Source organism: Sphingobium sp. HWE2-09, assembly GCF_035989265.1.
Taxonomy (GTDB): Bacteria; Pseudomonadota; Alphaproteobacteria; order Sphingomonadales; family Sphingomonadaceae; genus Sphingobium.
The window spans coordinates 2,204,697-2,218,483 of record NZ_JAYKZX010000003.1 but is presented as its reverse complement, the minus strand read 5'-3'; the positions used below and the strand labels follow the sequence as shown (position 1 = coordinate 2,218,483).

The following is a 13,787-nucleotide window of genomic DNA, read 5'->3' as shown; positions in this document are numbered from 1 at the left end:
CGCAAAGCCTGTTGCACCGATCGTGCGAATCGGCTAATTCGCTAGGACAGCGTTGTCATTCCTCTCCAAAGTAAGACGACGCTGCGATCCCGGACGGCCTGGTGGCGAACTGCACGCGCTATCGGTCGTCCGGGGCGATTTTTCCCCGCGCTTCGTCATCCATCCTCCTGCCAACGGCGGGCGATCATCACTGGCTTCCATAAGCCGGGGCCAAGCAGCAGCAATGCCGATCCAAAACTCGCGCTACAGAAACAGGCAGCGGCGCACAGCAACTGTCCCGGCGTGACCATGGCGGATTGGTGGACGAGCGCCCGCAATAGCGCGCCCTGCAGTGCCAGGCTGGCGATCAAGGCAAGGCCTGCCAGCCGCAGAGCGATCTGTGCGGCGGGGCGGGGGTGGTCATCGGCCATGCTGTGCGATCCTCCATCCATCGGGGAGGCGCTTTATCTATCGACCATCACATAGGGATGCGAGAGCGGGACATGGCCCGCGCCGTTGGAATCGCGTAGAAATTAGAGGGCTATTTACGCCGCCAGCGTCGGAACAGCGATACGCCCAGCACGCCGCCGCCCACGACAGCGGCGATCGCGCCACCCGCCGATACCAGCGCCCAGGCGCCGGCGGCCAGCAGGCCCGTCAGAAAATCAACGATGATCAGCGTTAGATGAATCATATCAGGACCAAGACGGCGCTAATGGCCTAATTCCTTGGCTTCCTGATATTTGAGTTCGAGAAAGCGGTTCTGCGTCGCCAGCTTGTCCAGGTCGCCGCTCGCCAGATTTTCGCTCATCCGGCCGATTTCCGCGTCGATGACCGACAGGCCTTCGACCAGCTGCTTTTCAGGCACGCGGCCATTGCGCTCTTCCCGGCGCATCGGCTGCGGGATCGACTGATAGCCGGTGACCAGTTCGGGCAGATGATCGGCCAACAGGCGGCGGATTTCCTGCGCGGCCGGTTCCTGCTCGCCCAGCCGTTCGAGCTGCGGGGCCAGGATTTCCAGCTTGACGCCGATACTGTCCACCAGCGTGACGGCGGGGGCGGGCAGCGCCTTGAGCTGGTTTTCCAGCCAGATTTCGGTCTTGAGCGGCAGGGCGGCAAGGTCCGTCTGCGCCAGCGCCGCCGTCTTCACCCGGCTTTCGGTGGGGATCAGGGCGATCAGCAGCAGAGCGGCGATGACGACGCCCAGCGCGATCATCACGCCGGTGGTGCCGAGCGGCAGGATGAACCCAGCCACCGCGCTGGTCAGCAGGATCGCCAGCACCGCCCAGAAGGCATATTTGACCTTGCGCATCAGCCCGGCATTGCGCCGCTGGCGTGCGCGCGACGACAGGCTTTGCCCGCGATCGCTATGGCGGCGCAGCACGGCCTCGGCATCGGCCAGCACGCGGTCGGAACGGCTCATGCCTCACCCTCCACCAAAGCCGTTCGGTTCGAGCTTGTCGAGAACGTCGCGCGAAGGGTTCTCGACACGCTCGAACCGAACGGGGTCGGGTGACGCACGCGGCTCACCCCTCGATCGTGCTCAGCAGCGGATTGTCGGTGCGCACGTCCTTGGCCGCCTGCGCCTGTCCCTCGGCCCGCGCGATATAGCCCTTGGACTTTTCCACTTCGCCCGACAGCGTGTTCACCGTCGTCTTCATATTCTCCAGCGCCTTCAGCTTGAAGGCATCGATATTGTCCATCGTATCATAGATATTCTGGAACGCGCGCTGGAGCGTTTCGATCGGGATCGTGCTCGCCGCCGCCTGCTCGTGAATCTGCGCGGTCTGGCTTTTCAGCAATTCGCCGGTGCGGTCGATCATGTTCGCGGTCGTCGTGTTGAGCGCGGTGATCTGTTCCAGCACCAGCCGTTGCCCGACCAGCGCCTGCGCGACCGTCACCGCCGTGCGCAGCGCCGCGACGGTGGTCGTGCTGGCGCGGTCCACGCCCTTCACCAGTTCGACATTATTCTTCTTGACCAGGTCCAGCGCCAGATAGCCCTGCACCGTCACCGCCATCTGCGTCAGCAGATCCTGCGTGCGCTGGCGGATGTAGAAAAGCGCGCTTTCGCGGATCGCCTTCGCCTTGGCCGGGTCGGTCGCATCCAGCTCCAGCGCCTTGGCCTCCAGCCGCGCGTCCATGGTCTTGGAAATATGGATCATCTGTTCCAGACGACCCATGGTGGCCCACATATTCTGGCGCTCGACATCGATCGCGGCATTATCCTTGATCAGCACGTCCTTGCCGCTGGCAAGGCTGCCCAGGATCGCGTTGATGTGGCTCTGCGCGCTTTTATAGCCGTCGAAATAGTCGCGCATCTTGTTGCCGAACGGGATGATGCCGAACAGCTTCTTGGGCGCGGTCAAATTGCCGCGCTTGCCGGGGTCCAGGTCTTCCACCGTGCGGCGCAGTTCGGCCAGGTCCGCGCCGACCTTCGTATCGCTGTCCATCGCGCGCACCGGGCGATCGAGGAAGCGGTTGCTATGGCCCGCCGCCTCCGCAATCTCCTTGCGCCCCATATTGGTCAGCTGATCGACGCGCGCGCCGAACTCAGGCGAATTGGCGTCCTGCGCGACCAGGTCCGCGACGAAGGCATCGACCTTTTCGTCCAGCTTGGACTTTTTCTCATCCTCGATCGGCACCAGGCCCGCCGCCTTGTCCGGCGCGACCACGGGCACCGGGTCGGGCGGCGTCAGGTTGAGCGTATCAACGGTCGCGGTCGTGGTGGGCGCAGTGGTGGCCATATCGTCTCCAGTCGCCAAAAGCGGCTTGCTGTATTATATGGATATAACAGTGCAAGATCGCAAGCCTCGTCACGGAACGATATAGGGCGGCAAGGCATTGCTTTGCAATCGTCACCGGGAGAATGCCCGCCATGGAGAGCCTGAAACCCACAGCCGAGCTGATCGCACATCGCACGCCCGGCTTCCCCAACGAAAGCGACGCCTATCGCGACGCCCGCACCGCCCTGCTGGCGGAAGAGATCGAACTGCGCCGCCACGCGACCCGCGTCGTCGAACAGCGACAGGCGTTGCCGCCGGGGCCGGTGATCGCGAAAGACTATCGGTTCAAGGACGAGCAGGGGTTCGAAGTCGGCCTGTGCGACCTGTTCGGCGACAAGGATATACTGGTCGCCTATTTCTGGATGTACGGCCCGGAACGCGAGCGGCCTTGCCCGATGTGCACCAACTGGATCGGATCGGTGGACGGCAATGCCGCCGACATCAAGCAACGCGTCGCCTATAAGATCATGGGCCGTAGCCCGGTCGAGCGGCAATTCGCCTTCGCGCAGGAACGCGGCTGGCGCGACACCGACTTCGTCCAGACGATCGGCGACGATTATGCCAACGACCTGGGCCTGCTGACCCCGGACGGCGAATATCCCGCGCTGGTGGTGTTTCGAAAGGATGGCGACCAGGTTCGCCTGTTCTGGAAAAGCGAAATGACCGGCGAGATGGCCGATCCGGGACAAGACCCCCGCGACGCGCCGGACATCGCGTCGCTCTGGTCGATCCTGGACCTCACGCCGGACGGGCGACCGGCGGACTGGTATCCGAAGCTGCGTTATTAGAAGCCGGAAAGCGCCCCGTCGTTAAACGCCCATCAGATCGCATCAAGAGCAACGTCATCCCGGGCTTGACCCGGGATCCCGCTTCTTCCTTGCCAACGTCTGCTTCAGTAGCGGGACCCCGGCTCAAGGCCGGGGTGACGCGCATTCAGGTAAAGGACGGACGACTACCGCCCTTCATCACCGCGCCCCTTCCGCATAATAACGCTCCATATCCAACCGCATCTGATGCAGCGCCTCGGGGTTCAGATAGACCATGTGCCCCGCCGGATAATATTTGAACTGCAGATTCTGCCGCAGGTTCGGCTCCAGCATCATATGCTTCAAATCGCGCTCGGTCGAAAAAAAGGGCGTCGCCATATCGTACCAGCCATTAAGCGACAGAACCCGCAGATGCGGGTTGGTGCGCATCGCGGCGCTCAGGTCCGCGGTCACGTCCGCGACATTCTGCTTGCCGCCTTCGGGGGGCGTGTGGCTCCAGTACCATTTGAACTCGCCGCCCTCCCGCGCGCTCAGGCGATAGGACAGGTCGGTCTTATAGCCGATCTGACGGGTCAGCTGATCCAGGAAGCTGCCGACATAAAGACCGGTGATGCCGGTGCTGGACGCATCATATTCCGGCTCCTCGCCCGCCGCATCGGCGTCGATCCCTTTGTAGCGGCTGTCGAAGCGGCCGACTGTCTCATGCCCGTCGCGCAGCAATTCCTTGCGAAAGCGGCTCAGGCTAACGCGCAGGTTCGCGCGCTTGAGATAATCGACCGACAGACCGGTGAAGCGGCTCATCTGCTGGGCGATCGCGTCGGTTTCCTCCGCCGTGATGTCCTGCCCCTTGAGCAAGGCGGTAGCATAAGGACCATTGGCGAAGACGCGCGATTCCTCGATAAACTGCTCCAGGCTGGCGGGGCGGCCGCCGGGCACGCGATTATGATACCAGGCGGTCGCGGCGTAGCTTGGGATATAGCCGATATGGATGGTGTCGAAGCCCGACTGGCGCACGCCATAATTCATGATCGAGGACAACAGCACCACGCCGTTCAGCGCCAGCCCGCGATCCTCCAACTGATAGGCAAGCGCGCCCGACCGGGTCGTGCCATAGCTTTCGCCGAAAATATATTTGGGCGACGCCCAGCGCGCATTTTTCGTGGTGTAACGGATGATCGCCTTGGCGAAGGCATCGACATCCTGGTCCACGCCATAAAAGTCGGACGGCTTGGCATCACCCAGGATACGCGAATAGCCGGTGCCGATCGCGTCCAGATAGACCATGTCGGTACTGCCGATCAGGCTGTCATTATTGGGGCCGACGTCGAACGGAGCGGGCTTCACCGCTTCGGGATTGTTGGTGCGCACATGCTCTGGCGCGAAACTGCCCATCCGCAGCCACAGCGACGAGGAACCGGGGCCGCCATTATAGAAGAAGGTGACGGGACGGTTCTTACCCGCGGCGGTATAGGCGGTGTAGAACATGCTGGCGACCGGCTTGCCCTGCGCGTCGCGGATGGTCAGCGTGCCCGCGGTCTGGGTGTAGGCGATCGCCTTGCCATCCACGCGCGCCGTGCCCTTGCTGCTTTGCGTGACTTCCTCGACCGGGGCGCCGGCCCAGTTGGCCGCGACCTCTTCGGCGACTTTGTCGGCATGCTGCTTGGCGGCGTCGGGCGCGTCCTTCTGCGCCAAGGCGGGGGTGGCGAGGGCGATGAGGGACGCGAGGGTCAAAGTGGCGGCAGACCGCATGAAGGCTCCTTGGCAATGCAGGCTATGATATGGGCGACGCGCGGCACCATAGAAAGGTCGGGGCGGGGGGCAAGATCGAATTGCACTGATGTAAAGCAGGGTGCCGGGCCGACACCGCCCCAAAGCCTCCTCTATGATCTTCGCCCAGACCGCATCATCCTGTCGCCATGTTCCGCCCGCCCTTGCCGCATCGCGTCATTTCCTGTAGGGGCGCGCCCGAAGCCTCTGCGCGGCCTTAGCGTCTGTCAGGGGAACCCATATCCCGAAGGCAAACTATGTCCCTGCGTAATATCGCCATCATCGCGCACGTCGATCACGGCAAAACGACCCTTGTCGACCAGCTTTTCCGCCAGTCCGGCACCTTCCGCGACAACCAGCGCGTCGAAGAACGCGCCATGGACAGCAACGATCTGGAAAAGGAGCGCGGCATCACCATCCTGGCGAAGCCGACGTCGGTCGAATGGACGCCCGAAGGCGGCGAACCTGTCCGCATCAACATCGTCGATACGCCGGGCCACGCCGACTTTGGCGGTGAAGTCGAACGCATCCTCTCGATGGTCGACGGCGTCGTCCTGCTGGTCGATTTGTCGGAAGGCGCGATGCCGCAGACGAAGTTCGTGACCGGCAAGGCGCTGGCGCTGGGCTTGAAGCCCATCGTCGTCGTCAACAAGGTCGACCGTCCCGACGAACGCATCCAGGAAGTGCTGGACGAAGTGTTCGACCTGTTCGTGTCGCTCGATGCGACCGACGAACAGCTCGACTTCCCGGTACTCTACGCGTCGGGCCGCAACGGCTATGCCAACGAAGATGCATCGCTGCGCTCGGGCACGCTGACCCCGCTGTTCCAGAAGATCGTCGATCATGTCCCCGCGCCCGCCGTGGAAGTCGAAGGCGTGCCCTTCACCTTCCTGGTGACGCTGCTCGATCGCGACAATTTCCTGGGCCGCATCCTGACCGGACGCGTGACCAGCGGTTCGGTGAAGGTCAATCAGGCGATCCACGCGCTCGATATGGACGGCAAGGTCATCGAAACCGGCCGTGCGTCCAAGATCATGGCGTTCCATGGCCTCGACCGCGTGCCCGTCGATGAAGCCAAGGCGGGCGACATCATCTCGCTCGCCGGTCTGGCCGTCGCGACCGTGGCGAACACCATCTGCGACACGTCGGTGACCGAACCGATCCAGGCGCAGCCGATCGATCCGCCGACCCTGTCGATGCGCTTTGCGGTGAACGATTCGCCGATGGCAGGCCGCGAAGGCACCAAGGTGACGAGCCGCATGATCCGCGATCGTCTGGCCCGCGAAGCCGAATCCAACGTCGCCGTCAAGGTGACCGAGAGCGCCGACAAGGACAGCTTCGAAGTCGCAGGTCGTGGCGAATTGCAGCTGGGCGTTTTGATCGAAACCATGCGCCGCGAAGGCTTCGAACTGTCGATCAGCCGCCCGCGCGTGCTGTTCGGCACCGACGAGAATGGCGGCAAGACCGAACCGTATGAAACCGTCATGATCGACGTGGACGACGAATTTTCCGGCACGGTTGTCGAGAAGATGAACATCCGCAAGGCCGAGATGACCGACATGCGTCCTTCGGGCGGCGGCAAGACCCGCATCACCTTCTCCGCGCCATCGCGCGGCCTGATCGGCTATCATGGCGAATTCCTGTCCGACACGCGCGGCACCGGCATCATGAACCGCCTGTTCGAGAAATATGGCCCGCACAAGGGCAATATCGAAGGCCGCAAGAACGGCGTGCTGATCTCCAACGGCGCGGGCGAAGCCAATGCCTATGCGCTGGGTCCGCTGGAAGAACGCGGCATCCTGATGGTCGGCGTGGGCGAAGCGCTCTATGAAGGCATGATCATCGGCCAGAATGCCAAGCCCGACGATCTGGAAGTCAACCCGATGAAGTCCAAGGCGCTGACCAACTTCCGCGCATCGGGCAAGGACGACGCCGTTCGCCTGACCCCGCCATGGAAGCTGACGCTGGAACAGGCGATCGCCTATATCGATGACGATGAACTGGTCGAAGTAACGCCCAAGACCATTCGCCTGCGCAAGCGGTTCCTGGACCCGAACGAGCGCAAGCGCATGAGCCGTTCCAAGGCGGCCTAATATATGCCTCCCCGGGCTTGCTTGGGGAGGGGGACCAGCCGAAGGCTGGTGGAGGGGCAGGGGCGTCACGACGCTCCCGCCCTTTTCTTGTTCAAAAGGAGCCGCCAGCATGGCCGACCTCTATCTCAAGGCGCTGACATCGGAGCGCCGCGCCCTATGGGCCGAATGCCGATTGAAGGGACTGGCCAGGGACACGCCCCAGCGCCTGCGCATCGTGGAAATCGACGCGCTGCTCGCCGCGCACAAGGCCAAGCAGGCGAAGACGCCGGACGCCTGATCGCGTAGGCCTTCTTTTGGCGAGACAGGCACCAACGGCGCCCCTATCCTGCTGTTTCTCACAACAGGGGAAATGCAGATGGACTATATGCTCCTGCCGCTCAGGCGCTACGCCGATTTCTCGGGCCGCTCGCGGCGCAAGGAATATTGGATGTTCTTCCTTGCCTATATGCTGGTCGCCGCCGCGATCGGCATCGTGGGTGTGGCGTTGCACGGTTTTGGGGATGGTCAGCCCTCCGGCGGCGCGTCCCTGTACATGATCCTGCTCGGCCTCCTCGTACTGGTCCTTATCGTCCCCTCCCTCGCGGTGCAGGTCCGGCGCTTCCACGATCAGGACAAGAGCGGCTGGTTCGTATTGCTGAACTTCATTCCCTATGTCGGCGGCATCATCGTGCTGGTGTTCATGTGTCTGGAAGGGACGCGCGGCGAAAACCGCTTCGGTCCCGATCCCAAGCAGACGGCGGCCGACGTGGGCGACATTTTCCGCTGAACCATATCCGCCGCGCCCAGTCAGCGCGGCGGGTTGCATCATGATCAGCAACATCCGATGGGCGGCGGGACTAGGTCCGCCGCCCATCGTCATTGCGTCGCGGCGTCCTGTCGTGTCACTTTAGGGATCGGTGAAACCGAATCGCAACCTTGCATGACGAATAAGGCCGCGGGTCGCTGAGCCTCACGCGCCGGTCGTTCGTTGAACGGGGCGATGGGTCACGCAGGAGGAATGAAGAAGTGGTGCAAACCCTTCCAGCCTTGAGCGAGGGGGAAAAGCAGTGCCTGCGGCTGGTGTCCCAGGGCTATAATTCCAAGGAAATCGCGCGCCAGCTCCACATTTCGGAGCATACGGTGGATCAGCGCGTACGCACCAGCCTGCGCAAGTTCGGCGTGCCTTCGCGCAAGGAAGCCGCGCGCCTGTTCGTTTCGGTCGAGCAACCACAGCCCCAAACTGGCACATATCAGCCCTTGATACATCAATCGGAGCCTCTTGCCTCCGATCCGGTTCCTGCGTCATCCCTTGCTCAGCCGGACAGGCCGGATGAACGGACGCAGCGCAACACGCTTCTGAAACGCATCCTCGCCTTCGGCCCGCCGCTCGGGGGATCGACCAACGAACTGAGCAAAGATGGGCGTATATTGGCGATGATCCGCGCTGCGGTTCTCACCGGTGTCGGCCTTGTCACTTTGCTGCTGCTCATTGCCGGAGCCTTCAAGGCGCTGGGTTGATCCATCCAGACAGACCATGCTGACAACGCACCGCCTTATGGCGTCGTGCGAAGGAGAAGACTTGTGCTCAACCTCGATACCGCCAAGACCCAGGCCGTTGCCGACCAGACCCGCCAGGCCTTCGCCGCGCTGGACACCGCGCTGGTCGACACCGCGCACCTTACCAGCGCCTTCCTGTCCGCCGCGCAGGGGTCGGGCCTGACCGCCAGCGAAAGCCAGCGTATCCTTCAGCGTATCCACGAAAGCGCCAGCAAGATCATCGAGGGCCGCAGCGACATGATCCGCGCGACCGCCCTGCTGACGCGCTGCCTGGAACAGAGTCAGTTGGAGGTGACGGCTGTTGGTTGTCCGCTGGGCATGGACGCCCCGGCACAGGACGACGCGCCGCGCCACCTGACCCTGGTCGCCTGACCAGGCGGTCGTCGGCATCCGCATGGACATTGCCCTCCCTCTCAATAGGAAATGCGGATGCTGGCGGCTTTCTTCTGGCTGTTGACCCTGTTCGCCTGCGCCTTTGCCGCCCTGTTCGGCGGCCGGGACGGGCGATGGTTCGCGCTGGTCTTTCTACTCAGTGTCTTGCTGACCATGCCCGCGCAGCTAGCGGGATCGTGGCACGGTACCCAATTCTGGCTGACGATCGTGGACACGCTGCTGTTCGTCGGCCTGCTCTGGTTGATGCTGCGCAGCCGCAGCTACTGGCCAATCTGGGCGGCGGCCAGCCAGTTGATGACCGTGCTGACTCATGTGGTGACGCTGCTGCTGCACGGCTTTTCGGAACGGGTCTATGAAGGCCTCAGCACCGTCTGGGTGATCCCGCTGCTGCTCTTCACCGTCATCGGCATCGAACTGGACCGGAAGGCGCTTCATGACCGTGCATATTCCGCCTGATCGCCACCTGCCGAGCCAGGAGGCGGTCGATCTCGTCGTCGCGCTGCAACGCTGCCTCACCAATTTCCATGCCCGGCAGGAAGAACCCGCGATCCTGGACGGGGAGGGCGGCGATCATCGCCCGGCGCTGGCCCGCTATATCGACGCGCGGCGGATGCGATCGACCCTGTTCGGCCATGATCTGTTCGCCGATCCGGCGTGGGACATATTGCTGCTGCTCTATCAGGCGGAACTGGACGGCGGCGCGCTGACGCTGGAGCAGATGAGCGAGACGTTGCGGCTGTCGCTCAGCAATGTCGTCGGCCAGGTCGGCATATTGGAACGGCGTGGGCTGGTGATGGAACATCGCAGTTCGCCCAACAGCCGCCGCCGCTGCGCCATGCGCCTGGCGCCGCTGGCGGTGGACGCCATGGCCTCCTGGTTCTCGCTCGCCTTCGCCGACGAATAGAGCGTCAGCGCTCCAGCGGCAGGGTCAGGCTGGCGCGCAATCCCCCGCCGATGCGATTGACGAACTGCAGCCGCCCGTCATGCGCGTCCGCAATGGAGCGGGCGATCGAGAGGCCCAGGCCGACGCCGCCCGTCTCCCGGTTGCGTGACGCCTCGCCGCGGTAAAAGGGTTCGCACAAGCGTTCGATCGCCTCGTCCGGGACGCCCGGCCCGTCATCCTCCACGGCCACGATCACCCGGCCGCCCGCGACCGACAGCGCCACCCGCGCCGATCCGCCATAGCGCACCGCATTTTCCACCAAATTGGCGATGCAGCGCCGCAACGCCACGGCGTCGCCGCGCACCACCGCGCGGACGCTGCGCGTCACCGCCACATCCTGTCCCATATCGGCCAGGTCGTCGGCCAGCGTCTCGACGATGGCCGACAGGTCGATCCGCACCCGCGCGGCCAGTTCGCCCTGCCCACGCATGAAATCCAGCAGGTCGGTCACCATCGCCCGCATTTCCTGCACATCGGCCTGCGCCTTGGCGCGCGGCCCGTCGGGCAGCGCTTCCAGCCGGAACGTCAGTCGGGTCATCGGCGTGCGCAGATCATGCGCGATCGCCACCAGCATCGCCGTGCGCTCGTTCAGATAGTCGGCGATCCGGCTGCGCATCAGATTATAGGCCGCGCCCACCGCGCGCACTTCGGGCGGCCCGGTCAGCGGCAGCGGATCGGCGCGTTCGGGCCGCTCGGTCGCCACGCCGTCCGCCAGCAACCGGATCGGCTGGGTGATGCGTCGCGCGACCCAGTAAGCAGGCAGCAACAGCAGGATGAAGATGCCCGCCATCAGCGTCAGGGTGATGGCGTACCAGCGCGCATTCGGCCCCTGGCGCGCCTGCACCATTTGCCAGCCCCCATCCATGTGCCGCGCCAGCAGGAACGCGCCGTGCAGCATCATCCGGCCGGACCCGGGCGGGGGCCACAGCTTCCCGTCGGATTCGGGGATCGGCATCGGCGTCTGGTCGCGCAGCAGCCGGATGTCCGCCGGGCGCGCGCCCAGCAACATCGCGATCTGCGCAGCCATCCGGGGGTCTTCCACCTGACCCGGCTCGATCGCGGGGGGCGGGTCCGACCAATATCGCACCACCGTCCAACTGCCCGCCGGCGGGCTGGCCCCCTGCAACAGCGCGGCGGCCTCGCCCAATATCATCGGGCGGGCATGGGGCGGGGGGCCGCGAAAGGCGACCAGCATCATCGCACCCAGCGCCAGCAACAGCGTCGCCGCGATCAGCGCGACGATCCGGGTCAGGATCGACGGATTCACGCCTGCCGGACTTCGGCGGTGAACATATAGCCTTCGTTGCGGATGGTGCGGACCAGTTCGTCTGCGCCATGGCGGGCGCTGCGGTCCAGCTTGCGGCGCAACCGGCTGACCTGCACGTCGATCGCCCGGTCGTAGCTTTCGCTTTCGCTGCCCGCCGACCAGTCGAGCAACTGGTCGCGGCTCAACACCCGGCGCGGATGTTCGACAAAGGCACGCAACAGCCGGAACTCGCCGTCGGTCAGGGTGACGACGACATTGTCGGGATCGGTCAGCAGGCGTGCGGCCATGTCCGCCGTCCAGCCTGCAAAGCGCAATTGCTTGCCTGCGGCCTCGGGCGCTTCGGCCGCCTGTCGCCGGTGGCGGCGCAAGACGGTGCGGATGCGGGCGAGCAGTTCGCGCGGGTTGCATGGCTTGGGCAGATAATCCTCCGCCCCCATTTCCAGCCCCACGATCCGGTCGATATCGCTGCCGATCGCCGACAGCATGATCACCGGCAGCCCGCCGCGCGCCGACAAGCGCCGCAGGATCGACAGCCCGTCCTCGCCCGGCATCATCACGTCCAGCACGGCGATGTCGAAATCCTGCGTGGACAGCATCTGGTCCATGGCCGCGCCATCCGCCACCGCCGCCACGGCAAAGCCGTGATCCTCAAGAAAATCCGACAGAAGCGTGCGGATATCCGCATCGTCGTCGACCACCAATATGCGTGAACCGTCCATCGACGGCAGCATATCGGCGGAATGCATTGGCTGCAAAGTCATCCGCGCCGCCCCAGTCCCCATCATCGTGCAAAAGCCCATGGATCGTCCTTAATCCGCCCATGTCTCCGGACGATTGCCCGATGTAGCGGCTTTGTAACCGTCAAACGCGCTGGCTTCCCCGCGTCGCGGCCCATATAGTCGCCCGGTTGGTCCTTCACGCGAAAGCGCTTCATGCATCTTCTTATCGGCCTTGCCGGCATTCTCCTGATCCTCGTCATCGCCTTCGCCCTCTCGTCGGATCGCCGCGCCATCCGCCCGCGCGTCGTGGGGGCGGCCTTCCTGTTGCAGGCGGGCATCGCGCTGCTGGTGCTGTACGTGCCTGCAGGGCGCGGCGTCATCGCGGGCATGTCGCGCGGGGTCGCCAACCTTCTGGGCTATGCGCAGGCGGGGACGGACTTCATCTTCGGCCCGCTTGCTAAGCCCGAAATCGGCGGGGCCAGCTTCGCGATCGCGGCGCTACCCGTGATCATCTTCTTCGCCAGCCTGGTGTCGATCCTCTATTATCTGGGGATCATGCAGTTCATCGTCCGCTGGGTCGGCGGCGCGATCGAAAAAGTCACCGGCGTGTCAAAGGTGGAAAGCCTGTGCGCGGCGGCCAACATCTTCGTCGGGCAAAGCGAAAGCCCGCTCGTCATCCGTCCTTATCTCGCGGGTCTCACCCCGCCGCAGCTGTTCGCGGTGATGACCAGCGGCATGGCGGGCGTGGCGGGCACCATATTGGCCGCCTATGCCTCGATGGGGATCAAGATCGACTATCTGCTCGCGGCCAGCTTCATGGCGGCCCCCGGCGGCTTGCTGATGGCGAAGATCATGATGCCCGATCCGCGCGTGCCGGTGCAGGGCGAATTGCCATTGGGCGATCATCCCGACGTGCCGCTCCCCGAAACCCGCATCAGCGGTGCCGGTCCCGCCGCGCTGCTGCCCGAAGGGACGCCGGGCGAACCGATGCCACAGGCCAGCCATGACGAGGAAAAGCCCGCCAACCTCATCATGGCCGCCGCGCAGGGGGCGCAGACAGGTGTCAAACTCGCTGTCGCCGTGGGCGCGATGGTGCTGGCCTTCGTCGCGCTGGTGGCGCTCGCCAATGGCATATTGGGCGGCATCGGCGCCTGGTTCGGCTACCCAACGCTCAGCTTCCAGATGCTGCTGGGCTATGTGTTCCAGCCGGTCATGTATCTGCTCAATATCCCTTGGGCCGAAGCGCAGGTGGCAGGCGGCCTGTTCGGGACGAAGGTCGTGCTCAACGAATTTGTCGCCTATATCAACCTTGGCCAGGTGCAGGGCGCGCTGTCGCCCGCGACCATCGCCATCATCACCTTCGCGCTGTGCGGTTTCGCCAATTTCAGCTCGATCGCGATCCAGATGGCGGTAACCGGCAACCTCGCCCCCAACCAGCGACCGATGATCGCCAAGCTGGGGCTGAAGGCGCTGGTCGCAGGCAGCCTCGCCAACCTGATGAGCGCGGCATTGGCCGGACTGATGCTCAGCCTTTAACACC

16 protein-coding genes are annotated in these 13,787 nt (G+C 64.2%); 9 read left to right on the top strand and 7 right to left on the bottom strand.

The genetic code is table 11. The annotated features are described in order from the left end of the window. Positions 1 to 155 precede the first annotated feature (155 nt). The 4 genes from U5A89_RS16190 to U5A89_RS16175 all read right to left on the bottom strand — a co-directional run bounded on the left by U5A89_RS16190 (position 156) and on the right by U5A89_RS16175 (position 2,723). Positions 156 to 410 carry a hypothetical protein gene (locus U5A89_RS16190; protein ID WP_338162084.1) on the bottom strand — a complete coding sequence of 85 codons (255 nt, stop codon included), beginning with the start codon at positions 408 to 410 and terminating at the stop codon, positions 156 to 158. Between the two features lie 110 nt (positions 411 to 520). Continuing rightward, complete coding sequence (locus U5A89_RS16185) at positions 521 to 673, bottom strand: hypothetical protein (RefSeq protein ID WP_338162083.1); 153 nt, start codon at positions 671 to 673, stop codon at positions 521 to 523. A gap of 18 nt (positions 674 to 691) precedes the next feature. Beyond that, positions 692 to 1,402, bottom strand: a complete 711-nt coding sequence (locus tag U5A89_RS16180) for a hypothetical protein (protein WP_338162082.1) — start codon at positions 1,400 to 1,402, stop codon at positions 692 to 694. 103 nt (positions 1,403 to 1,505) lie between these two features. Beyond that, positions 1,506 to 2,723, bottom strand: coding sequence for a toxic anion resistance protein (locus tag U5A89_RS16175; protein WP_338162081.1), 1,218 nt, complete (start codon positions 2,721 to 2,723; stop codon positions 1,506 to 1,508). Between the two features lie 131 nt (positions 2,724 to 2,854). Between U5A89_RS16175 and U5A89_RS16170 the strand changes: the two genes are divergently transcribed. Beyond that, on the top strand, positions 2,855 to 3,550 hold the full coding sequence (locus U5A89_RS16170) for a DUF899 family protein (RefSeq protein ID WP_338162080.1): 696 nt from the start codon (positions 2,855 to 2,857) through the stop codon (positions 3,548 to 3,550). A 177-nt stretch (positions 3,551 to 3,727) separates the two neighbouring features. Here U5A89_RS16170 and U5A89_RS16165 read toward each other — a convergent pair whose 3' ends face one another. After that, entirely contained in the window at positions 3,728 to 5,278 is a 1,551-nt protein-coding gene (locus U5A89_RS16165) for a S10 family peptidase (RefSeq protein ID WP_338162079.1), read from the bottom strand. A 275-nt stretch (positions 5,279 to 5,553) separates the two neighbouring features. Here U5A89_RS16165 and typA point away from each other — a divergent pair, with 275 nt between their 5' ends. From typA to U5A89_RS16130, 7 genes are all read left to right on the top strand, one after another. Further along, positions 5,554 to 7,389, top strand: coding sequence for a translational GTPase TypA (typA, locus tag U5A89_RS16160; RefSeq protein WP_338162078.1), 1,836 nt, complete (start codon positions 5,554 to 5,556; stop codon positions 7,387 to 7,389). 109 nt (positions 7,390 to 7,498) lie between these two features. Then, positions 7,499 to 7,666, top strand: a complete 168-nt coding sequence (locus U5A89_RS16155; RefSeq protein ID WP_338162077.1) for a hypothetical protein — start codon at positions 7,499 to 7,501, stop codon at positions 7,664 to 7,666. A gap of 78 nt (positions 7,667 to 7,744) precedes the next feature. Beyond that, complete coding sequence (locus U5A89_RS16150) at positions 7,745 to 8,155, top strand: DUF805 domain-containing protein (RefSeq protein ID WP_338162076.1); 411 nt, start codon at positions 7,745 to 7,747, stop codon at positions 8,153 to 8,155. Between the two features lie 242 nt (positions 8,156 to 8,397). Then, on the top strand, positions 8,398 to 8,886 hold the full coding sequence (locus tag U5A89_RS16145; protein WP_338162075.1) for a response regulator transcription factor: 489 nt from the start codon (positions 8,398 to 8,400) through the stop codon (positions 8,884 to 8,886). A 63-nt stretch (positions 8,887 to 8,949) separates the two neighbouring features. After that, positions 8,950 to 9,297 (top strand): hypothetical protein, encoded by a 348-nt coding sequence (locus U5A89_RS16140; RefSeq protein ID WP_338162074.1) that lies wholly within the window; start codon positions 8,950 to 8,952, stop codon positions 9,295 to 9,297. 57 nt (positions 9,298 to 9,354) lie between these two features. Further along, entirely contained in the window at positions 9,355 to 9,774 is a 420-nt protein-coding gene (locus U5A89_RS16135; protein WP_338162073.1) for a hypothetical protein, read from the top strand. Further along, a complete protein-coding gene (locus tag U5A89_RS16130; protein ID WP_338162072.1) occupies positions 9,752 to 10,222 on the top strand; it encodes an ArsR family transcriptional regulator in 471 nt (156 codons plus the stop codon). Before U5A89_RS16135 ends, U5A89_RS16130 begins: the two co-directional genes overlap by 23 nt. A gap of 4 nt (positions 10,223 to 10,226) precedes the next feature. Here U5A89_RS16130 and U5A89_RS16125 read toward each other — a convergent pair whose 3' ends face one another. Next, on the bottom strand, positions 10,227 to 11,528 hold the full coding sequence (locus U5A89_RS16125) for a sensor histidine kinase (protein WP_338162071.1): 1,302 nt from the start codon (positions 11,526 to 11,528) through the stop codon (positions 10,227 to 10,229). After that, positions 11,525 to 12,289, bottom strand: a complete 765-nt coding sequence (locus U5A89_RS16120; RefSeq protein WP_338162070.1) for a response regulator — start codon at positions 12,287 to 12,289, stop codon at positions 11,525 to 11,527. Before U5A89_RS16120 ends, U5A89_RS16125 begins: the two co-directional genes overlap by 4 nt. 171 nt (positions 12,290 to 12,460) lie before the next feature. Here U5A89_RS16120 and U5A89_RS16115 point away from each other — a divergent pair, with 171 nt between their 5' ends. Then, positions 12,461 to 13,783, top strand: a complete 1,323-nt coding sequence (locus U5A89_RS16115) for a NupC/NupG family nucleoside CNT transporter (protein ID WP_338162069.1) — start codon at positions 12,461 to 12,463, stop codon at positions 13,781 to 13,783. The last annotated feature ends 4 nt before the right edge of the window (positions 13,784 to 13,787 follow it).

Excerpts from the sequence above, each read along its gene's own strand:
- U5A89_RS16175 (WP_338162081.1), bottom strand. The coding sequence starts at position 2,723 with ATGGCCACCACTGCGCCCACCACGACCGCGACCGTTGATACGCTCAAC.
- typA (WP_338162078.1), top strand. The coding sequence starts at position 5,554 with ATGTCCCTGCGTAATATCGCCATCATCGCGCACGTCGATCACGGCAAA.
- U5A89_RS16165 (WP_338162079.1), bottom strand. The coding sequence starts at position 5,278 with ATGCGGTCTGCCGCCACTTTGACCCTCGCGTCCCTCATCGCCCTCGCC.
- U5A89_RS16170 (WP_338162080.1), top strand. The coding sequence starts at position 2,855 with ATGGAGAGCCTGAAACCCACAGCCGAGCTGATCGCACATCGCACGCCC.
- U5A89_RS16120 (WP_338162070.1), bottom strand. The coding sequence starts at position 12,289 with ATGACTTTGCAGCCAATGCATTCCGCCGATATGCTGCCGTCGATGGAC.
- U5A89_RS16155 (WP_338162077.1), top strand. The coding sequence starts at position 7,499 with ATGGCCGACCTCTATCTCAAGGCGCTGACATCGGAGCGCCGCGCCCTA.
- U5A89_RS16135 (WP_338162073.1), top strand. The coding sequence starts at position 9,355 with ATGCTGGCGGCTTTCTTCTGGCTGTTGACCCTGTTCGCCTGCGCCTTT.
- U5A89_RS16185 (WP_338162083.1), bottom strand. The coding sequence starts at position 673 with ATGATTCATCTAACGCTGATCATCGTTGATTTTCTGACGGGCCTGCTG.
- U5A89_RS16190 (WP_338162084.1), bottom strand. The coding sequence starts at position 410 with ATGGCCGATGACCACCCCCGCCCCGCCGCACAGATCGCTCTGCGGCTG.
- U5A89_RS16150 (WP_338162076.1), top strand. The coding sequence starts at position 7,745 with ATGGACTATATGCTCCTGCCGCTCAGGCGCTACGCCGATTTCTCGGGC.
- U5A89_RS16130 (WP_338162072.1), top strand. The coding sequence starts at position 9,752 with ATGACCGTGCATATTCCGCCTGATCGCCACCTGCCGAGCCAGGAGGCG.
- U5A89_RS16180 (WP_338162082.1), bottom strand. The coding sequence starts at position 1,402 with ATGAGCCGTTCCGACCGCGTGCTGGCCGATGCCGAGGCCGTGCTGCGC.
- U5A89_RS16115 (WP_338162069.1), top strand. The coding sequence starts at position 12,461 with ATGCATCTTCTTATCGGCCTTGCCGGCATTCTCCTGATCCTCGTCATC.